Origin of the sequence: Salinivibrio sp. VYel1 (assembly GCF_009377945.1) — a bacterium.
Classification (GTDB): domain Bacteria; phylum Pseudomonadota; class Gammaproteobacteria; order Enterobacterales; family Vibrionaceae; genus Salinivibrio; species Salinivibrio siamensis.
The window spans coordinates 142,098-162,225 of record NZ_RSAM01000005.1; the positions used below are offsets into that span (position 1 = coordinate 142,098).

Below are 20,128 nucleotides of genomic sequence, written 5' to 3' on the forward strand. Positions count from 1 at the left end.
CGCGACACTACCCCTCCAGAACCTTCATCAGTAAGTTGCCATCGTACATGGCTTGTTTGACCATCGCGGCGCCCGGCATAGTGGCCTGGGTATAAAAATAGCTTTCTTCCAACACGAGGTGCTTACTATACAGTGGGATGGTTTGCGTCTTTAAGCACTCCATGATCGCCGGATAAAGCACGCTCTTGGCACGATTAAACTCGCCGCCGAAGAGTATTTTTTCTGGGTTGAATAAATTCACCACAATCGCAATAGCCGTACCCAGATGATGCCCCAACTCCGTGATCACCTGATGCGCGAGTCCATCGCCTGCCACTGCCGCATCACAGATTGCTTCTATGGTTAACGGTTTCCCCTGTAACTGGCTCGCGTGCCCCTCATCGAGCAGCGTCTGTACCTGTTCATACACGGCAGAAAGACTGGCGACCGTTTCCAGGCAACCATAGTTACCGCAAAAACAGCGTTTACCAAAAGGCTTAACCTGAATATGACCAAGCTCGCCCACATTGCCAACACGCCCCTGGAGTACCTTTCCCTCCAGCATGATCCCCGCGCCGACGCCATTGTGAACCGCGACCAGTACCGCGCTATCGGATTCTTTTGCGTTGCCAAATAACTTCTCTGCCAATGCCCACGAGCGTGTATCATTGCCCACAAATACGGGCAGCCCGGTCTCACGATGCAACACGGGCCCCAGCGGCATATGGTCAACCTCAAAATGCGGCATTTGGATCACTGTACCTTGGGCGCTGTTCACCAAGCCCGGGAGCGAGACCGCAATGCTGGTAACACGATCAACCGTTTGTTGGTGGCGTGAGAAAAAGGCTTTTACGTATTCAACCACCGTGGAAAGCAAGGCATCCTGCGCCATGACATCAATTTCATGGCGTTCTTGAATAAGGATTTCACTACTCAGTGAGTGCAATGCCAGGGTGAGATATCCACGGCCAAGGCGCATCGATAAGAACTGCCAGCCTTCATTGTCCAGCACCAGACCAACAGCGGGCCGGCCACGCATGCTGGTGCCCTGTATTTGTGTTTCTTTGACCAAGTGCGCATCCATCAACTCCCGGACAATTTTGGTAATACTGGCAGGCGCCAATTGACTGCGCTTCGAAAGCTCAATCCGAGAAATCGGCGCAAAGCGGTCGATCAAATTATAAATCGTGCCCGCATTTTTACGCTTAATGTGGTCGATATGTCCCGGCTGCCCAATAATCATGCCTTGTCCTATAACTGCTTGGCCATGGTGATACCCTGATATCACCTATCTCCGTGAATTTTTTTACTTCGCGAACTAATTGTGAAGCAGCAAGCTGTTACCCCGTGATGTGGGTCACTTTAGATCGATGAAATCGCGTACAAACTCACAAAACCCGCTTAAATAGTAACGCTGTTCAAAGGCTAATCACGCGTGAAAAAACAAGATCTCAGTCGTATTCATTGGCATAATGTGGCGCTTTATATCTATCGCTATAAACCATCATGTACCGAGTCAACGAAATATTTGAAACCATTCAGGGTGAAGGCACGTTTACAGGGGTTCCCTCTGTCTTTGTTCGCTTACAAGGGTGTCCTGTCGGTTGCGCCTGGTGCGATACCAAGCAAACTTGGGAAACCGATGAGAAAGATCAGAAAGACAAAATTTTTATTATTGATAAATCTGAGGATTCTCCCGCTTGGTGCTGGCTTGATGGCAATGCGATTACCGCCGACATTTTAAGCCGCTACCACGCGCGCCATATTGTGATTACCGGTGGCGAACCTTGTCTTTATGACTTAAGGCCGTTAACCCATGCGCTAGAAGCGGCAGGTTGCCAATGCCAAATAGAAACGAGCGGCACCTACCCTATCCACGCATCCGCTAATACGTGGGTCACTGTGTCTCCGAAAATCAATATGCGAGGGAAGTTGCCAGTGCTTAAGGAGGCGATGGCGCGGGCGAATGAGGTAAAGCACCCGGTCGGCACAGAAAAGGACATCGATCAGCTTGATGCGCTACTCGCCACCTGCCCACCGGCTGATACAGCAACGATTGCATTACAGCCCGTGAGCCAAAAAGCGCGCGCGACCCAGCTGTGCATTGATACATGCATTCAGCGAGGCTGGCGCCTATCGATACAGACACATAAGTATCTGTCGATTGCCTGAGCATGGAGAGCAACGGCTTGGGTCGCCGTTACTCAAAACCGCGTGACTCGCGCAGCGCCACGACACTCAGTCACCGTAATAGGTACAGCCGGCAGTGCAGGTCTCTTTCACCATCACTTTACTGAGTAAGGGTAAATTTGGCTTAACTTGTTGCCAAATCCACTGTGCGAGTACTTCGCTGGTCGGATTCTCTAGCCCTTCAATCTCATTGAGATAATAATGATCAAGGCGGTTATAGATAGGCTTAAACGCCGCTTTGATTTCCGCAAAATCAATTACCCAACCTGTGTGAGGATCCACCTCACCTTCTACGTACAAACGCACGATAAAAGAGTGTCCATGTAAGCGACCACACTTATGTCCCTCAGGGACATTAGGAAGGTGGTGTGCCGCTTCAAAGGTGAACTCTTTAAACAACTCGGTGGTCATTTTATCTCTTCCAACAACAATAAGAGGCCGCATGCTACTCAAATTAGCCGGATGACTCAATCGCATTCCTCACTGGCTAAGCGCACTTAACATTCCAACCTGGCATTCAGCCAACAATGCGGACTCGTGTCTCACTAACGGGACGATTTACGTCGATGAAATCACACATTTTATATGGGGACTCCCTTACTTGCGCACTCTAGGTTTAACATAGTGGCTACAGGCTATAACTGATAACTCTATAACTTAATAACAAATGGTTGACTCATGCGCATGACCCTTGCGAGCAAAATTCTTCTTGCTCTTTTTCTTGTTTTCGCTCTGGTGCTCGTCACGTCCTTGGCCTACCAATCTCATCAGCAAAAGGCACTGATGACTTCGATTGTTAGTCAGCAAACGCTCGATAAAGCCTCTAACTACTTTGATAGCCTTAACATGTTGATGTTGACGGGCACCATTAGCCAACGAAATACCTTACGAGAAAAAATGCTTTCTCATGAAGGTATTGAAGAGGCGCGTGTGATCCGATCCGATGCTATTACTCGCTTTTTTGGCCCCGGTAACTCCGAACAATCGCCGCAAGATGCGATTGATCAGCGTGCCCTAGACGGTGAAACCATCGTTGAAACCGTCGACAGCAATGGCGAAAAAGGACTCGTGGTTGCCCTACCAATGAAAGCAAGCAGCGACTACCGCGGGACTAACTGTCTGCAGTGCCACGTGGCAGAAGAAGGGACGGTGCTGGGGGTGATTCGCCTTGAGTACGATCTCGAGCCGCTTTACGGCACCATAGATAAAGAAATGCTCATTACTGCCGGGATCATGGGAAGCATTGCTGTGATCGGTTTTCTGATCTCATTAACGGTGATCCGTCGGTGGGTAGTGTCTCCGCTCAAGCGGGTCTCTGCGTTCATGAAACGTACCAGCCATGATAAAAATCTGGCCGAGCGTCTCAACGATACCCGAGGCGATGAAATCGGTGAACTATGTGATAGCTGTGACCAGCTACTTGATAACTTCTCTGCCAGCTTGCAACAAGTTCAGCGTACCTCAGAGACGCTTTCAGCCGAGGCGATGAACTTGATTCGCGTCTCTAGCCATACCGACCAATTAGCGGATAGCCAGCGTCATGAAACCAATGATATGTCATCAGCGATCGATAATGTCCAACAACACCAACATGATATCCAAAACCGCACCCAAGAGGCCGCGCAACTGAGTGAATCAGCGGCCACCAGCGCCAACCAAGGCAGTGATCTCGCTAACGTTGCCGCCAATGATATTCGCAAATTAGTCGAAGATATAAGCCAGGTGCGCAGCCAAATTTTAGATGTGAATCAACAAAGCCAGCAAGTGACCACTATTCTAGGGGTGATTCGTGAAATTGCCGAACAAACCAACTTGCTCGCGTTAAATGCTGCTATCGAAGCCGCGCGTGCTGGCGAACAAGGCCGTGGTTTTGCGGTGGTTGCTGAAGAAGTGCGTAACCTTGCCAGCCGCAGCCACGACGCAACCGGAGAAATCCAGACCATTATCGAAAACCTATGTGCAGGTAGCGAAGCCTCAGCACAAGCGGTGGAAGCAACCAGTGACAGTGCTAATCAGCGCGGCGAAACCGTTATGGCGCTCTCTGAGGCGCTGGGCAATATCGCCGAGCAAGTCACCACGGTGAATAACAACGCGGACGATATTAGCCAACAAAGCGAACACCAAGCACAAATGACCGATGCCCTACTCTCTCAAGTTGGCCGAATCCAAAGCCATGCTAACGATACCGCCAGCAATGCCAATGAGGTCAAAGCTATCAGCGCGAATCTTGAGCAACTGGTTGAGCAGTTAGAGGGATTAATTGGCCAATTTAAGCTCTCAGACTCGCTCAAGTCTTGAAGCTATACAGGATACAGGTAAACTTGCTAGCCTAACTTGCAAAATGACTGATGCGGTTGTCACTGAATAACCGCGTTACCCTAAACGGAGATAGAAGCGAATTATGACATACGCGCCTGTAGTAGACGTCCTGCGCGGCAAGGCGGCAGTCGACACTGAAGTGACTGTGCGTGGATGGGTCCGGTCACGCCGAGATTCCAAAGCCGGTATTTCTTTTCTTGCCATTTACGATGGCTCTTGTTTTGACCCTATTCAGGCCGTGGTCCCTAATGAGCTGGATAATTATCAGCAAGACGTTCTTCGCTTGACCGCTGGCTGCTCAGTTGAAGTCACGGGTAACGTGGTAGAGTCGCCAGGAAAAGGCCAAGCCTATGAGCTGCAAGCCACAGCCGTAAAAGTCGTCGGTTGGGTAGATGACCCTGATACCTATCCAATGGCGAAAACACGTCATTCTATCGAATACTTGCGTGAAGTGGCCCATTTGCGCCCACGCTCAAACGTGATTGGTGCGGTGGCGCGGGTTCGCCACACCTTGTCACAAGCGATCCACCGCTTTTTCCATGAGCAAGGCTATTACTGGATGTCTGCGCCATTGATCACCGCCTCAGACTGTGAAGGTGCTGGCGAGATGTTCCGCGTCTCTACCTTAGACTTGGCCAATGTGCCCAAAACCGAGCAAGGCGACGTCGACTTTGACCAAGACTTTTTTGGCAAAGAAGCCTTCTTGACCGTATCGGGTCAGTTAAACGCTGAAACCTATGCCTGTGCGTTGAGCAAAGTCTACACCTTCGGTCCAACCTTCCGCGCGGAGAACTCAAACACCAGCCGTCACTTGGCGGAGTTTTGGATGGTTGAGCCAGAAGTGGCCTTTGCCGACCTGGATGATTCGGCGGCCTTGGCAGAAGCCATGCTTAAGTACGTGTTCAAAGCTGTGCTTGAAGAGCGCCAAGACGACATGAAATTCTTTGAGCAACGCATTAACAAAGACGTGCTCACGCGTCTGGAAAAATTTGTTAATGCAGATTTTGCCCAAGTGGATTACACCGATGCGGTCACCATCTTGCAAAACAGCGGCCAAACATTCGAATTCCCAGTTGAATGGGGAATCGATTTAGCGTCTGAACACGAGCGCTATCTTGCAGAAGAGCACTTTAATGCGCCGGTGGTCGTTAAAAACTACCCGAAAGACATTAAAGCCTTCTACATGCGCATGAACGATGACGGCAAAACCGTTGCCGCGATGGACGTGTTAGCACCGGGTATTGGCGAAATTATCGGTGGCTCTCAACGTGAAGAACGTCTTGATGTACTTGACCAACGCTTAGAAGAAATGGGCCTTGAGAAAGAAGATTTCTGGTGGTACCGCGATCTGCGCCGCTATGGCACAGTCCCTCATTCAGGCTTTGGGTTGGGCTTTGAGCGCCTCGTTTCCTACGTAACCGGAATGAGCAACATTCGCGATGTGATCCCTTTCCCTCGCTCGCCACGCAATGCCAACTTCTAAATCGGTTTGCTATTCAAAAGGCTGCATATTGCAGCCTTTTTCTTGTGTTTTTTCCGCGTAAAAACTGCTTTTACAGCATAAACCAATACAAAACACATGACTGGTCCGCTTGTCCTTCGGTTTCTATTCTTCTCGACAAGTGTTATAAAAAAGCCAGTTTGACTTTCATTCATCATAACCATGGACGACACCAATGTTTGAGAAAATCTCTGCCGCTCCCGCTGATCCTATTCTAGGACTGACTGAAGAATATAAAGCTGACCCCCGTGAAGACAAAATCAATCTCGGGGTAGGCGTCTACAAAAACGAGCATGGCGAAACGCCGGTACTCCCTTCTGTCAAAAAAGCCGAAGCGTTACTTCTCGACAGAGAAAGCACCAAGTCTTACTTAAGCATTCCTGGCACGGCCGAATATGGCCTCGCGGTGCAACAACTGCTGTTCGGTGAGCAAGCTGACGTTATCAACGACAAACGCGCGCAAACCGCACACTCACCAGGTGGAACCGGTGCGCTTCGCTTGGCTGGCGAGTTTATTAAACGTCATCTTGGCGATGTCACGGTTTGGATCAGCAATCCAACTTGGGCAAATCATAAGGGCGTATTTACTGCCGCTGGCCTCCCCTTAGCTGAATACAGCTATTACGATGCGGCGAAAAACGATAAAGACTTTGCAGCAATGGTCGCTGACCTTGAGAAAGCAAGCTCAGGTGATGTTGTTCTCCTTCATGGCTGCTGCCATAACCCGACTGGCATCGACCCTACCGAGCAAGAGTGGCAAACCCTCGCGGAACTCTGTCAGCGTAAAGGCCTGCTGCCGATGTTCGACTTTGCTTATCAAGGCTTTGCCACTGGTGTCGAAGAGGATGCTGCCGGCTTACGTATTTTTACTCAGGTATGTCCTGAGCTGCTTATCGCGAGCTCATTTTCGAAAAACTTTGGTTTGTATAATGAGCGAGTGGGTGCCTTTACGCTCGTTGGCCGTAATCAAGAAGAAGCCACCAAAGCGTTTAGTCAGGTGAAAACCATTGCCCGCGTTATTTACTCTAACCCACCCGCTCACGGCGCCGCCGTAGTGACCACCATCTTGAACGACGCGACGCTCAAGGCGCAGTGGTTGCAAGAGCTAGCAGACATGCGCGATCGCATCAAAACCATGCGTACCGAATTTGTCAAAACATTGAAAGCGCAAGGTGTGTCGCGTGACTTTAGCTTTATCGAGCAGCAAAACGGCATGTTCTCGTTCTCTGGGCTTAATAAAGACCAAGTCAATGCACTAAAAGCCGATCATGGCGTGTATATCGTCGGCTCAGGCCGTTTAAATGTGGCAGGCATGACGCACACCAACATGGTGCCACTTTGCACTGCCATCGCAAAGGTTTTAGACTAAGCACCGCTGTCTTAAAACTGAAACAAAAGGGCCGCAAGGCCCTTTTTTTATGGGCTCCGTCCAGAAAGAAACAATTTAGTAACATAATTATTAATAGAAAGCCTGAAACCACTACACTAAAACCAACCAGGCTTTTATCAACTGTGACCAAAAAAGATAAAGACTATGAGCAATAATGAAATTGTATTTGGTGACGATGAGCGCCTCGTCTCGACCACTGATAAACGCGGGGTGATTACCTACTGTAACCCGGAGTTTATTCGGATCGCTGGCTACGATGAAGAGGAACTGACGGGCGCGCCTCACAATATTATTCGTCACGCCGATATGCCCAAAGCGGCATTTGCAGATATGTGGCGCGCCTTAAAAGCCAACCAACCTTGGCGAGGTATCGTCAAAAACCGCTGTAAAAACGGCGATTATTATTGGGTAGACGCCTATGTCACCCCCATTTACGACCGAGGCCAAGTCACCGGCTATCAGTCCGTCAGGGTGAAGCCTGACCCTGCCGTCAAACATCGCGCCGCGCAAATCTACCAAACCCTGTGTCGGGCAGAGAAAAACGGCAAGTCGATGAAGCAGTTGTCGGTTGCCGATATTCCTGCGGCATTGAAGTACACATTAATGGGGTTGGGATTGGTCGCCGCACCTGTGTCGCTTATTTTCGATAGCGCCATATCGAGCTGGGATGTGGCGGGCGCCATTGCGATGCCTTTGGTGCTTGGTACCCTCTTCCGTGACGAGCTCTTTACCTTGCCAACCCTCGCGCGCGGCGTGCAAGCCAATTACGACAGTATCAGCCGCTATATTTACTCGGGGACTGGGCTCAGTTCGGTAGTTGACTACAAGGTGAAAATGCTCAATGCCCGCATACGCACTATTCTTGGACGTATGCTCGATGCTTCACTGTCACTGAATCAATTTTCGGATGAGTTGAGTGCATTATCAACACTCGTGTCTAATGCTATCAATAAGCAAAGCCACCAGATTTCCTCGATTGCCAGTAACATTGATCATGCCTCTGAATCGGCAAACAGGGTATCTGATAACGCCCAGCAAAGTGTTGAACTATTGCACTCGGTCCAGCAGCAAAGCAAAGAAACCGAATCCTTGTTACAGCAGACAGGCGAGCAATTAAAAAGCCTCTCTCAACAATCTGAAAACTCCCTCACCGCGACGCAACAGCTGTCTGCCACCGCAGATCGAGTGACCGAGTCAATGAGTGAGATCAGTGGGATTGCCGAGCAGACTAACTTGCTAGCGCTGAATGCGGCAATTGAAGCGGCACGCGCCGGAGAGCAAGGCCGAGGCTTCGCCGTTGTTGCCGATGAAGTGCGGGCGCTTTCCAGTCGGACGCAAACAGCCACGGAGCAAATCCAGTCTTCAATCCAAGACATGCACAACACTATTTCGCATTGGCAAAACCAGATTCACGAAAGCCACGAACAGACACAAGCGTGTGTTGATACCACGGACCACAGTATTGCGAGCCTGCACTCGGTCAGAAATGCGATAGAGGATGTGGTCGGCCGCACGAATGAAACACACCACTCTGCCCAAGCGCAATTAGAGAGTTTCACCGCCGTTAGCAAAGAGATCCATGATATCGAATCGGTTTCTCAGCAAAACCTCAACGAGGTCAATGATGTTTCCGAGGCAAGCCGTCAGCTGCGAGATAAAGTGCGTCAGTTCCACGATATTGCGAGGCAGTTTGAGTAAACCAAACCGCTAACGCCTCCACGCTAACCGCCCTAAAAAAGCCCCAGCCTGTTACCAGAGTGGGGCTTTTTGAACATCTGCCGTCTGAGCATGGGCGTTATTGAATCCCGTGCAAAAACTCAGCCCGTGTTGCGGCATTCTTCTTAAACAAGCCACCGAGTGCGGTGGTGGTCGTCTCACTATTGGCATCCATGACACCTCGAGATTTTACGCAATAATGCGTCGCTTCAATACGCACCGCTACGTCCTCGGTTTCCAGCAGCGTTTGCAATGCCACCAACACCTGACGTGTTAGTCGCTCTTGCACTTGCGGACGTTGAGAGAAGAAACGCACAATCCGGTTTATCTTGGACAGACCAAGCACTTTGTGGTTAGGAAGGTAGGCGACGGTTGCCCGACCATCAATGGTAACAAGGTGATGCTCGCAGGTGCTGGTCACTGAAATGTCCTTAACGCGCACCATCTCATCGCAACCCATCTTGTTCTCAATCATGGTGACTTTGGGGAATTGTGCGTAATCCAAGCCTGAGAAAATCTCATCGACATACATCTTCGCAATTCGCGCCGGTGTCTCGGCCAAACTATCATCGGTAAGGTCTAAATCGATCGACTGCAGAATTTCACGCATATGAAATTCAATTTTTTCTTTTCGTTCTTCAGAAGACATCGGAGATGTCGCCGTCATTGGGGTTTCAATACCGCGAGCAACCAACGCTTCCTGAACTTTCTTTGCAGCATCGCTCAATGCCATGATGGATTCCTTTTTGGGTCTGCCCTAGCCGTTCTTCTACTTACACACTGTAGCCAGTGTCGGATCAGTGCTGTCACTAAATAGAAGCATAACGTTAATATCCAAAAAATACACCTCGCGAATGCTGTGGTTTTACTGCCTGATGCCTTAGTGGACAGCCTCAATGGCAAAATTGTCAAGGAAAATGAACATCTTCGCTCAGAAATGATGTCGTCATGTGCGACCTACGCTATCACCAAGATGTCATCCTTCGTTATCTCGTCTTCTGAGTGAAACTAAACTGTCATTTTTATTTGGTAATCTCATCAGTTGATTTCCTGCGACTAACCAACCGTGGCGTCAGCCATACTCGCTCAGTGAATTGTGCTGGTGCAATAAACACCACCAAGACAAGATTTCAATAATAATAAGACACGCGATGGTATATCTTGCCCCCTCTACCGGGGGCTTTTTTTATCGCCCAACATAAAAGACATTGGCTTGACATAAACTCACATTTTTATTGGCATACTTGTTACTAACTTGGCTACGCTTGAATTGAAACCCACTGTTAGTGACTAAGGAGTCATTATGAAAAAACACGTGTTGATGGCAGTCATGCTCACTGCCGGGGTGACCGCTTGTAGTAACGGCCAGTATGCCGGCGGTGACGATGGCAGCGTGACAAGCTCTGGCGTTGCCCAGCAATGGCAACTGACCATGGTCGATCAACAGGCTATCAGTGCGGAAGGAACCCCAACGCTTACCATTAATAAGGACATGGGTGTCAGCGGCTTTAGTGGCTGTAACCGTTATTTTGGTAACGCTGAACTGAATAGTAATCGCTTCAAAGTGGCGCCAATGGCCAGTACTAAGATGGCGTGTTCGTCCAGTGCGATGGAACTCGAACAAACCATGAGCCAGGTTCTAAGCCAATGGAGTGATGCAACAATACGTGATAATCATCTTATGCTCAGTAACGAGACGCATACGTTATTATTCACCGCGGCTAACACGCAAAACACTGAGGAAGATCCCCTACTCAAAAGCCCTGTGGTTGATTCCCGCTTCAATAAAGGTGAAGAGTACTAACCTCGCGTCAGCGTTTATACCTTAGAAACATACAAGGGCGGTGCATCTGTACCGCTCTGGTTTTTTAAGGGTCAATGCTTTTATTGTCCTGCACCGGCGCGCTGATTTCCATCCAGTGCCACCCAGTATCATTGTCCGCTTTCGCACGGGTCAAGCCAATTTCACCATAAGCATGTAATCGCGAGGCAGTCATTTCTTTTTGATCGCTGACCGTTACCCCGCCAACAAATACCCTGACCCGATCTTCCGGCTCTCCTTCAAACTCTACCTTTAATCGTTTCACCGCTTTTACACACTCATCAGCCAATCGCTCTGCGCCTTCTGTGCGCGGCAAGATGGCAACAAACTGGCTACCGGTAAACCGACATACCAAATCACCGGGCCGTTTAAGCATCTCATCCAGTACCTGTGCAATTTGTCGGATCAACTGATCACCGGCAATGCGTCCATACTGGTTGTTGTAATTAGACAGGTGTTGGACCTCTACCAGCATCAGGCTCAAAGGCGCTTCATCACGAAGTGCACGCTGGATCTCACGTTCGAGCTCCTGCTCAAACTGAGTGCGATTATGTAATCCCGTCAACCCATCACACTTGGTCATCGACTCCAGTCGACTATTGGCTTCTTTCAATGCGTGTGTTTTTTGATCAACTTGTACCTGAACACTGTAGGCGCGAGACTGCAGGCGATAAAGCAGGTAGCAAATCACCAAAAATATGCCACTGCCAATGAGAAACGTCCACAACGGCACCCAGCTTTGCCTTGCCTGCATGTAGCTGACGGTCGGATAGCCAATAAGTTCCCACTCGCGACCCGCGAAGAAAATAGGCTTGGCGGGCTGTTGCGCCAGTGAGTCTTTCATTTGTGCCAATTCCACCCGCTGCGTATGAAGTACTTGGCGATGACTCGGGTCGGTCGCATCAATCAGGGTATAATTAATCCCATCATTAATGACGGTGTCTATCGCCAAATTAACCAAGGTATTCACATCAATCACCGCCACCAGAAACCCGCGTAAATCTCGCGTGTCTTCTCCACCCAGCTGCTCTGGATCTAATAAGATAGGCATGATCAACAAAAAGCCGCGTACATTGCCATAGGCGCGCTCGATAGTGGTAGCAGGGGTGGCGACAGGCACGCCGGTATTAAAGCTGGTTTTCAATGCCTGACGGGTGACTGGCGTGGAACCAAGATCGTAACCAATAACAGACGCTTCGCTGTTCTCGCCAGAGGTGAATCTCAGCGGAAAATACATGTCACGCCGCTTAGCAGGGATCAGCTGATTGTTTGGGCTTAGTTCGACAATATTAAACCCTGACGACGGGTCACCCCTCTCTTCCATTCCCTGAACATAATGCCGACGCTGATGGTGCATCACGATATCCACCCACTCTATCGACTTAAAGCTTGGGTGGCGTTTCAGTACACCGGATGTCAGCGGCTGAAAATTACGCGCGTCCAGTCGGTGACCCGCGTCAAAATGATTCTTGACCGCGTAGAGCAGTTCAAGGCCAAGGTTGACCTCGCGCGCCAACGCCATTGCGGCATTATTCACGTCTTTATGCAGCTCCTTACGAATCGCCTCTTGCTCTTTTTGATACAATAAATGGGCGGTTAAGGCTGCAAATCCCACACCGATCAGTGCGGTTAATACAATTACGCTCCATGCTCTTCGCGGCATCAGTGTCGTCCTTATAAAGAATAATCCACGTGATAAAACAGAAGGTTCACTGACTCTCTCCCTCTATAAGCGTAGTGGGCAGACTAATAAACGATCAAATTTTTAACAAAATGGCAGGACGTGTCGCGGGTCTGTCAAAAGGCGGCAAGAAATGCGACTCACTGTGTGCAGTGAGTCGCAGCCTAGACGTTATTTAAGCTTTAATTGGTTGGTGAGTGGGTCGTACTCACAACCAATATCATCAAATTTACTTTGCAACTGATCGTGGTCGAGGTCTAAATGCGCCATCAGTGCTTCCAAACTATCACACTCTAGACGCAGTCTTTCATTCACAATGCCATAGAAGATAGCACCATCTAATCGGCTGATATTGTGGATATCCATACCCTCTCCTTGCACTGAATTCACGCACTTTGAGTATAGATCCTAGACGAAAAACTGCCCAATCAAGCAATGACAAGCCGTGTCAAACTGATATTGGCCAACAGCATAAATCCAAAGCCAACACTCACGCGCCAAAACACAGGCGATGTTTGTTTAAGCAGGTGCCAAATCTGTGCGGCCACCCCAAGCAAACCTAGGCCTGCACCAGCCATAATGGCATTGATGTCACTCGTTGCCGATGGGCTAACCGCTGACAACAGCGCGGCCATCATCATCACGCCCATAAAGGCTAATACACTGCTCACAGGGAGCAAACGATCAAAAGCTTGCAATCGCGAGCGCGCACGCACTAACAAACTATGGCCAAGGCTCGCCCCAAGAATCACTAGTTGCAAGGCTCCCATCATCAGCATCCCGCCACCGTGCGTGGCAAGTATGACAATCCATGCAACAAAACCCAATAAATTTGCGACATGAAGCAAAGGAATGGGACCGGAGTGACGTGTTTTGCCTGTTTTTGATCGAAACGCAAAAATCCCTAACAACAAAAAGGGTAAACTGGCGAACAACGTAAATGGAACTAAGATCAACCACGCAAAAACAGGCACCCAGAAAGCACGATGGAATCGGCCCCGCTGGCCTGGGCATATTTCTCCTTTCAATAGCGCCAGTGAGAGCACCAGCTGTGCCCCTAGAATTGCCGAGGCAACCGCAGGAGCAAGTAACGTATACATAGTGAAAAGCACCTTACGTATCTCAATAAAAAATGGTCAATTATTCGTTTCATTGCATTAAAAAGTTGGCTAGATCACATTGAATGCAAGAAACACAGTCAAAACAAACAACAAACTGGCATGTTTGCACGCTTATACCAACCTTTATGACAGAAAAAAATAACATGACCGCGCAGTAGGATAATACCAAAGCGGCGGACGCAACTGGAACCTTTGCACAGGCGGGAACAACAATGGGTGCAATGATGAGTGAAACCTTAGGCCATATTATCTACAAGCTGCAAATATCGTTCCTTGAGCTGTGGAGTGCTAAAAAGCACGCAAACAGCTTTAATAATACACGCAGCACTTATCTGCGCAGCCGCTTGTGCGTGTTGTGTTATGTATGGGCCGCCCTGACCATTGCATGGTCACCCGCTGATTTTTTGTTCCTCGCTGACAAAGCGGCCGCGGCGCAGCTCTCGCTACAACGCCTTTTGTTAGCGGGTATGCTTATTACCATTGGTTACGCGGTCAATCGCGCTAATAATCTCAAATCAGCGAAACTTGGCTTGGTCGCCATGGTGCTTGTTACCAACGCCTTTTATTTATCCGCCAGCCACACTTTAGGCTTTCCCACCGACAACGCGGCATTCTCTTACAGCTACACCTTGCTGCCCATTATTCAGATTGTCATGCTGACCATCTTCCCGCTCACAATGCGGGAAAGCATACTCTTGATGTCGATTACCCTGATTTGCCACTTATGGGTTGATTCATTCAGTGGCACCATGACCAGTCCGGATAATATTGCTTCGTATTGGCTACAAACCGTTATTGCGTTCATGGTGGTATGGTCACAGCTTTCTCAACTCCACATGATTTTGCGCCTTTACCGGCAGGCGACGCTGGACCCATTAACCGGTATCTATAACCGCCGAATGCTATTACAGCTGGCCATGCGCGCTCTGGCCGTTAGTGAAGAGAGGCACTCGCCATTCTCCGTCTTGCTGCTCGATTTGGATAAGTTCAAGCGCATTAATGACAAGTGGGGTCACTACGCAGGCGATGTGGTCTTGCAATCATTTACTCGCACCGTACAAGAGCGTTTGAGAAAGGCAGATATTTTCGGTCGCTTTGGTGGCGAGGAATTTATTGTCTTCCTCCCTAAATGTAATGGCGACATCACGGCGCAAATCGCCGAACGTTTGCTGGGTGAAATTAGAGAGATGGATGTCTATATTGATGAAAGCCGTACTCCGTTGAAAGTCACCGCGTCGATAGGCCTTTCCACGCTACAACCAGGCGATACGCTTTCATCCTTGATAGAGCGCGCCGACAGTGCTCTCTACCAAGCAAAAGCCGAAGGGCGAAATTGCATACGTACTTACCAACCAGGCAAACAGACGGGGTTTGACGCCAGAAACTCTGTCAGCCGTGACAATATCGATATGCCCACCGAAACATCGCTTTAGCGAAGCATTCGGTCGCAAAAAGACAATCAGAGACAGGCAGGAGAAAGTACAGTCATCGCGAGACGCTCTCTTGGATGGGCGTTGGGCAACGCCTTTTTCTCCGCGCCGAGTTAACGCTTAGGATGCCACAACAGACGTTTGGCGCTGGCTTTCGCGACGTCGGCGCATGACACGAGAAAGGCCAAATACCAGTCCCAATAAAATCGTGATAAGCACTAGGGCCGCGATCACCACGCCAGGCCATGCAAAGTGTTGCCAAGCTGCGATAAGATAAAACCCACCGAGACTACCACCAATATAATAATGCACCAGATACAAGGCTGTTGCCGTTGCTTTACCCTGCGCGGCTTGACGGCTTACCCATCCATAAGCGAGTGAGTGAGTAAAGAACGCGCCACCGCTCACAATTAATAACCCCACCACCATCCAAAGCACCTGACTGCTCAAGGTCACTAATACTCCCAGCATGGCTACCCCTGTTCCAAAAGCCATGCCTTTGATCGCGCCAAAGTGCAGCACCCAGCGCCCGCTCAATCGTGATGTCACCGTGCCGGCGAGGTAACAAACAAATACTGAAGACACCAAACTGACTGGCAATTGGTAAGGCGCAGCCACCAAGCGAAACGCCATCACCGAAAACAAATTCACGAATAACGCAAAGTTGACACCGCCAATCAGCATCGCCAGCCACAATTTGGGGGTGCGAAGATGCGTGAGCACTCCGCGAGAATGGGTCAGTAAGGAGGTATTGCCAGGCGAAAAATAACGCTGACGAGGCAAAAGTTTACTCACGATGGCCACACCTACCAAGGAGAGCACGGCCATCGCCATCACCGCGCCATGCCAGCCCCACCAATCTGTCATCATCCCACCGAATACACGACCCGAGATCCCCCCCAGTGAGTTAGCACTGATATAGCTACCCACGGCAATTGCCAGCGCCTCCGGTGAGAATTCTTCTGCCATATACGCGACCGCAACCGCGGCAAACCCACCCAGCGCAATGCCGACTAAAGCCCGTAAACCGACGATGATCCAAAAAGAAGAGGTGCTGGCGATCATAAGGCCTATCACGGGAAGCATCCAAAGGCTCACCAGCATCACTGGACGCCGACCAATTCGCTCCGACAGCACGGCCCAAGGCACCAGTGAAAAAGAAAGACCTAAAGTGGTGGCCGCAAGTAGCCAGTTCGCCCGTGTTTCACTGATCCCATCGGCCGCGGCAAAGACAGGTAGCATAGGTTGAAACAAGTAAAGGTTACAAAAAATCAAAAACGAGCCGAACGCGAGCGCAAACGCCGTCAGTCGGTAACGTGGTGAGCCAAGCTCTATCATGAAAACCTCACCAGTGGGCTAAGATGTGATCATGCTAACAAACGCTTTATAATTAATAAAATATATTAAATATATTCTCCTTATATATTTTATTTATAGTCATGGACGTCAAACAGCTCCGCCACGTGATTGCTGTCGCTGAGACTAAAAGCTTTACGCTCGCCGCCCAGCGTCTGCATATCGCGCAACCTGCGCTCAGTATTGCGATCAAAAAGCTTGAGAATCAATTGGGTATGCCGATTTTTATTCGCAATGAAAAGCACATTCAGCTTACGCAAGAAGGGCAAGTATTACTGCAGCATGCCTATCGCGTCGTACAGCAAATGCAAGATGCAGCCACAGCCATGGATGAGCTTAAAGGATTGCAAAAAGGCGAGGTACGTATCGGTGTACCGGGTATGCTCGGATCTTATTTTTTTCCTGAGTTGCTGATGGGGTTCCGCCGTCGCTATCCCGCGCTAAAACTCACAGTGGTAGAGGCTGGCACTCACTCCCTGCGGCAAATGCTGCTCGACGGTGAGCTGGATCTCGCCGTGATTAACGATAGAGAGGTGCCCGATTCGTTAGAAACCACGCATTTGATTTCCTCGCAGATGGTCGCCGTTGTCGCGACCGATCATACGCTCGCCACACATCATACGCTCGATTACCACACCTTTTTCGCTCATGAGTTGATCATGTTCCGTCCGGGATACTTCCACCGTGATTACCTCGATCAGGTCTGCGATACGCATGCAATAATCCCCAAACTTTCATTAGAAACCAATTTACTGGCGATGATTTTGAATATCGTCCGTCATGGGTTTGCGATCAGTGCACTGCTCGATATGGTCACCGAACATGAAAGGGGGATTGTCGGGATCCCCTTTACACAACCGATCAAGCTCGATATTGCGATTGCCTGGCGTAAACACGGTTACTTGTCCCTCGCCGATCGCGCCTTCATTGATTATGTGCAACAACACAATCCGTCTGCCAAGCCTTCTATTACATCCTGAGCCACCTTTCCCCAGATTTACCCCTATACTCGATGCAGGATTATCGCTAAAATCGCTGGCTAATTTATCGCCCGCCCTGGCACACGATGCGCGTATCGTTGAATCGCCTGTCCTCATTGCAATGGGCTGACCAAGAGACCATAACGTGACACCGACTGCTATATACGATTACACCCCTTATTGGGCGGCCTGCTTTGGCCCCGCGCCTTTTTTGCCCACCAGCCGTGAAGAGATGGATATCCTAGGTTGGGATAGCTGCGATATCATCATCGTAACCGGTGATGCCTATGTCGATCATCCTAGCTTTGGCATGGCGGTGATTGGCCGCACATTGGAAGCACAAGGGTTTCGTGTTGGCATCATCTCGCAGCCTAACTGGCACAATAAAGATGATTTTATGGCATTAGGCGAGCCAAACCTATTCTTTGGCGTGACGGCTGGCAACATGGACTCGATGATCAACCGTTACACTGCAGACCGAAAGCTGCGCCATGATGATGCCTATACGCCCAATAACGAGGGAGGTAAACGCCCTGATCGTGCGGTTTTGGTCTATTCTCAACGTTGTCGAGAGGCGTATAAGCAAACGCCGATCGTACTGGGCGGGATAGAGGCCAGCTTGCGCCGTTTAGCACACTACGACTATTGGTCAGACAAAGTCCGTCGCTCTGTGTTATGTGACGCGAAAGCAGACATATTGCTATTTGGCAACGCAGAACGCGCCTTGATAGAAGTGGCACATCGTTTATCTCGCGGTGACACCTTAGCCGATATGACTCGCATCGCGGGCACCGCCGTGATGATGAAAACACCGCCCGAAGGTATGGCAGAAGTCGATTCCACCCGCATTGATAAACCGGGAAAGAGCATGACCATGCCCAACCCCTATGCAACAGAAACCCAATGCGAAACCAGCAAAAAAGCAGAGCCGGATGCCGCGAAACCAATCACCATTCGCCCTTCCAGGCATGATGCGAAAAACACCTTTGTTCGCCTGCCCTCGTTTGAAAAACTAAGAAACGATCGGATTTTGTATGCCCATGCAAGCCGGGTGATGCATTTGGAAGCCAACCCCTACTCCGCGCGGGCGTTGGGTCAGCAACATGGCGATCAACTCCTTTGGATTAATCCGCCTCCGGTGCCGCTCACCACCGAAGAAATGGACTACGTGTTTGGCCTCCCCTATGCGCGAGTACCTCATCCAAAGTACGGTAAAGCCAAGATCCCTGCCTACGACATGATAAAAACCTCGGTGAACATTATGCGTGGCTGTTTCGGCGGTTGTTCATTTTGTTCAATTACCGAGCACGAAGGGCGGATCATCCAAAACCGCTCACAAGCGTCGATCATTGAAGAGCTCAATGATATTCGCGATAAAGTGCCTGGTTTTACTGGCACGATTTCAGACTTGGGTGGCCCAACCGCTAACATGTATCGACTCGGCTGTGCCGATCCTAAAGCAGAGCGTAACTGTCGTCGCCCCTCTTGTGTATTTCCAAAGATTTGTGACAAGCTCAATACCGATCATCGCCATACCATTGATCTTTACCGTAAAGCACGCCAGGTAGAGGGAGTCAAAAAAGTCCTGATTGCCTCGGGAGTGCGGTACGATCTGGCGATTGAGTCACCGGAATATGTGAAAGAGTTGGTCACTCACCATGTCGGTGGCTATTTAAAAATCGCCCCAGAACATACTGAGAAAAATACGCTGGATTTAATGATGAAGCCCGGTATGGGTGCGTATGATCGCTTCAAGGCTCTATTTGAAAAATACAGTAAAGAAGCGGGCAAAAAACAGTATTTGATCCCCTACTTCATTGCCGCGCATCCAGGGTGTACGGATGAAGATATGGTGCATCTGGCATGCTGGCTGAAAGAGAATGCCTTTGAGTGCGACCAAGTGCAAAACTTTTACCCATCACCCATGTGTAATGCGACTGCCATGTACCATTCAGAAACCAACCCACTGAAGCGGGTACGCTATAAAAAGCGCGAAACACTGACAGTGGCAAAAGGAGAGCGCCAGCGACGCTTACACAAGGCACTACTGCGTTACCATGATCCCGCTAATTGGCCACTGATCCGTGAAGCCTTGGTACGTATGGGGAAACAGCATTTAATTGGTAACGGGCCCAAGTGCCTGATCCCGAAAGAAGATGCCCCCGAAAAAACAGGCCGGCAGCGCCGTTCAGGCCGCCATGGCACCCAGCGCTTTGCCACTAAGCACCCCAAACAACCCGATATACGTCGACCAAATAACAAAGGGCGAGGCAATAACCAGCGTGGAAAACGCGCATAAGCGCCTGCTTTAAAAAGATGAAATAAAAAACGCCCGTCGTGGTACACCCCGTTGCGGGCATCTTACTACGGGCGTTTCACTACGAGCGTTTCACTACGAGCGCGCGTGTTTGTTGGCGTTACGGTATCATCGTACTCATGGCGCGTCGGATACGCCCACCACTAACGGAAAAGCTCAACACCAATCACACCAAGCGCCAGGACACCGGCGATGGCTCCGATCACCCACGCAATTTTCTTTTGCGTCCCCTCGTCCAAGTACTGGGCTGCCGTAATCCCGAGTAAAACCAGCAAGATGATAACAATCGTTTTAAGCATTTGTTTTACCTTAGCTTTCAGCTCTTT

The 20,128-nt window shown here is 49.8% G+C and carries 17 protein-coding genes; 9 read left to right on the top strand and 8 right to left on the bottom strand.

Going from position 1 to position 20,128, the window contains the following annotated elements:
* Window positions 1–7: 7 nt before the first annotated feature.
* Complete coding sequence (locus EHW58_RS06680) at window positions 8–1,222, bottom strand: ROK family transcriptional regulator (protein WP_152795531.1); 1,215 nt, start codon at window positions 1,220–1,222, stop codon at window positions 8–10.
* A gap of 263 nt (window positions 1,223–1,485) precedes the next feature.
* On the opposite strand from EHW58_RS06680, the gene queE reads away from it, so the two are divergent.
* Window positions 1,486–2,151, top strand: coding sequence for a 7-carboxy-7-deazaguanine synthase QueE (gene queE, locus EHW58_RS06685; RefSeq protein WP_077607131.1), 666 nt, complete (start codon window positions 1,486–1,488; stop codon window positions 2,149–2,151).
* Between the two features lie 66 nt (window positions 2,152–2,217).
* Here the strand turns inward: queE and queD are convergent, their stop codons facing one another.
* Window positions 2,218–2,580: a 6-carboxytetrahydropterin synthase QueD gene (gene queD, locus EHW58_RS06690; RefSeq protein WP_046073079.1), complete on the bottom strand. Its 363-nt coding sequence runs from the start codon at window positions 2,578–2,580 to the stop codon at window positions 2,218–2,220.
* A 267-nt stretch (window positions 2,581–2,847) separates the two neighbouring features.
* On the opposite strand from queD, the gene EHW58_RS06695 reads away from it, so the two are divergent.
* The 4 genes from EHW58_RS06695 to EHW58_RS06710 all read left to right on the top strand — a co-directional run bounded on the left by EHW58_RS06695 (window position 2,848) and on the right by EHW58_RS06710 (window position 9,077).
* Window positions 2,848–4,467, top strand: a complete 1,620-nt coding sequence (locus tag EHW58_RS06695) for a methyl-accepting chemotaxis protein (protein WP_152795533.1) — start codon at window positions 2,848–2,850, stop codon at window positions 4,465–4,467.
* A gap of 103 nt (window positions 4,468–4,570) precedes the next feature.
* The gene (gene asnS / locus EHW58_RS06700; RefSeq protein ID WP_046073077.1) at window positions 4,571–5,971 is read left to right on the top strand and encodes an asparagine--tRNA ligase; all 1,401 of its coding nucleotides are present in this window, start codon (window positions 4,571–4,573) and stop codon (window positions 5,969–5,971) included.
* Window positions 5,972–6,164: 193 nt separating this feature from the next.
* On the top strand, window positions 6,165–7,358 hold the full coding sequence (locus tag EHW58_RS06705; RefSeq protein WP_077579051.1) for an amino acid aminotransferase: 1,194 nt from the start codon (window positions 6,165–6,167) through the stop codon (window positions 7,356–7,358).
* Between the two features lie 165 nt (window positions 7,359–7,523).
* Window positions 7,524–9,077, top strand: coding sequence for a PAS domain-containing methyl-accepting chemotaxis protein (locus tag EHW58_RS06710; protein ID WP_152795535.1), 1,554 nt, complete (start codon window positions 7,524–7,526; stop codon window positions 9,075–9,077).
* A gap of 97 nt (window positions 9,078–9,174) precedes the next feature.
* Here EHW58_RS06710 and folE read toward each other — a convergent pair whose 3' ends face one another.
* Window positions 9,175–9,831: a GTP cyclohydrolase I FolE gene (folE, locus tag EHW58_RS06715; RefSeq protein ID WP_046073073.1), complete on the bottom strand. Its 657-nt coding sequence runs from the start codon at window positions 9,829–9,831 to the stop codon at window positions 9,175–9,177.
* Between the two features lie 567 nt (window positions 9,832–10,398).
* Here folE and EHW58_RS06720 point away from each other — a divergent pair.
* Window positions 10,399–10,899 (top strand): META domain-containing protein, encoded by a 501-nt coding sequence (locus tag EHW58_RS06720; RefSeq protein ID WP_152795539.1) that lies wholly within the window; start codon window positions 10,399–10,401, stop codon window positions 10,897–10,899.
* A 64-nt stretch (window positions 10,900–10,963) separates the two neighbouring features.
* On the opposite strand, the gene EHW58_RS06725 is transcribed toward EHW58_RS06720, so the two are convergent.
* The 3 genes from EHW58_RS06725 to EHW58_RS06735 form a co-directional block, all read right to left on the bottom strand.
* Window positions 10,964–12,580: a diguanylate cyclase domain-containing protein gene (locus tag EHW58_RS06725; RefSeq protein WP_152795541.1), complete on the bottom strand. Its 1,617-nt coding sequence runs from the start codon at window positions 12,578–12,580 to the stop codon at window positions 10,964–10,966.
* Window positions 12,581–12,769: 189 nt separating this feature from the next.
* Window positions 12,770–12,964 carry a DUF4250 domain-containing protein gene (locus EHW58_RS06730; protein ID WP_046073071.1) on the bottom strand — a complete coding sequence of 65 codons (195 nt, stop codon included), beginning with the start codon at window positions 12,962–12,964 and terminating at the stop codon, window positions 12,770–12,772.
* Between the two features lie 62 nt (window positions 12,965–13,026).
* Window positions 13,027–13,698 carry a hypothetical protein gene (locus EHW58_RS06735; RefSeq protein ID WP_077579048.1) on the bottom strand — a complete coding sequence of 224 codons (672 nt, stop codon included), beginning with the start codon at window positions 13,696–13,698 and terminating at the stop codon, window positions 13,027–13,029.
* A gap of 233 nt (window positions 13,699–13,931) precedes the next feature.
* On the opposite strand from EHW58_RS06735, the gene EHW58_RS06740 reads away from it, so the two are divergent.
* Entirely contained in the window at window positions 13,932–15,152 is a 1,221-nt protein-coding gene (locus EHW58_RS06740) for a GGDEF domain-containing protein (RefSeq protein WP_152795543.1), read from the top strand.
* A gap of 117 nt (window positions 15,153–15,269) precedes the next feature.
* Here EHW58_RS06740 and EHW58_RS06745 read toward each other — a convergent pair whose 3' ends face one another.
* Window positions 15,270–16,487 carry an MFS transporter gene (locus tag EHW58_RS06745; protein WP_046073069.1) on the bottom strand — a complete coding sequence of 406 codons (1,218 nt, stop codon included), beginning with the start codon at window positions 16,485–16,487 and terminating at the stop codon, window positions 15,270–15,272.
* A gap of 101 nt (window positions 16,488–16,588) precedes the next feature.
* Between EHW58_RS06745 and EHW58_RS06750 the strand changes: the two genes are divergently transcribed.
* Both EHW58_RS06750 and EHW58_RS06755 read left to right on the top strand, forming a co-directional pair.
* The gene (locus EHW58_RS06750; RefSeq protein WP_152795545.1) at window positions 16,589–17,485 is read left to right on the top strand and encodes a LysR family transcriptional regulator; all 897 of its coding nucleotides are present in this window, start codon (window positions 16,589–16,591) and stop codon (window positions 17,483–17,485) included.
* Between the two features lie 145 nt (window positions 17,486–17,630).
* The gene (locus EHW58_RS06755) at window positions 17,631–19,784 is read left to right on the top strand and encodes a YgiQ family radical SAM protein (protein WP_370517838.1); all 2,154 of its coding nucleotides are present in this window, start codon (window positions 17,631–17,633) and stop codon (window positions 19,782–19,784) included.
* A 161-nt stretch (window positions 19,785–19,945) separates the two neighbouring features.
* Here EHW58_RS06755 and EHW58_RS15655 read toward each other — a convergent pair whose 3' ends face one another.
* Window positions 19,946–20,101, bottom strand: coding sequence for a hypothetical protein (locus EHW58_RS15655; protein ID WP_156146643.1), 156 nt, complete (start codon window positions 20,099–20,101; stop codon window positions 19,946–19,948).
* Window positions 20,102–20,128 lie beyond the last annotated feature (27 nt).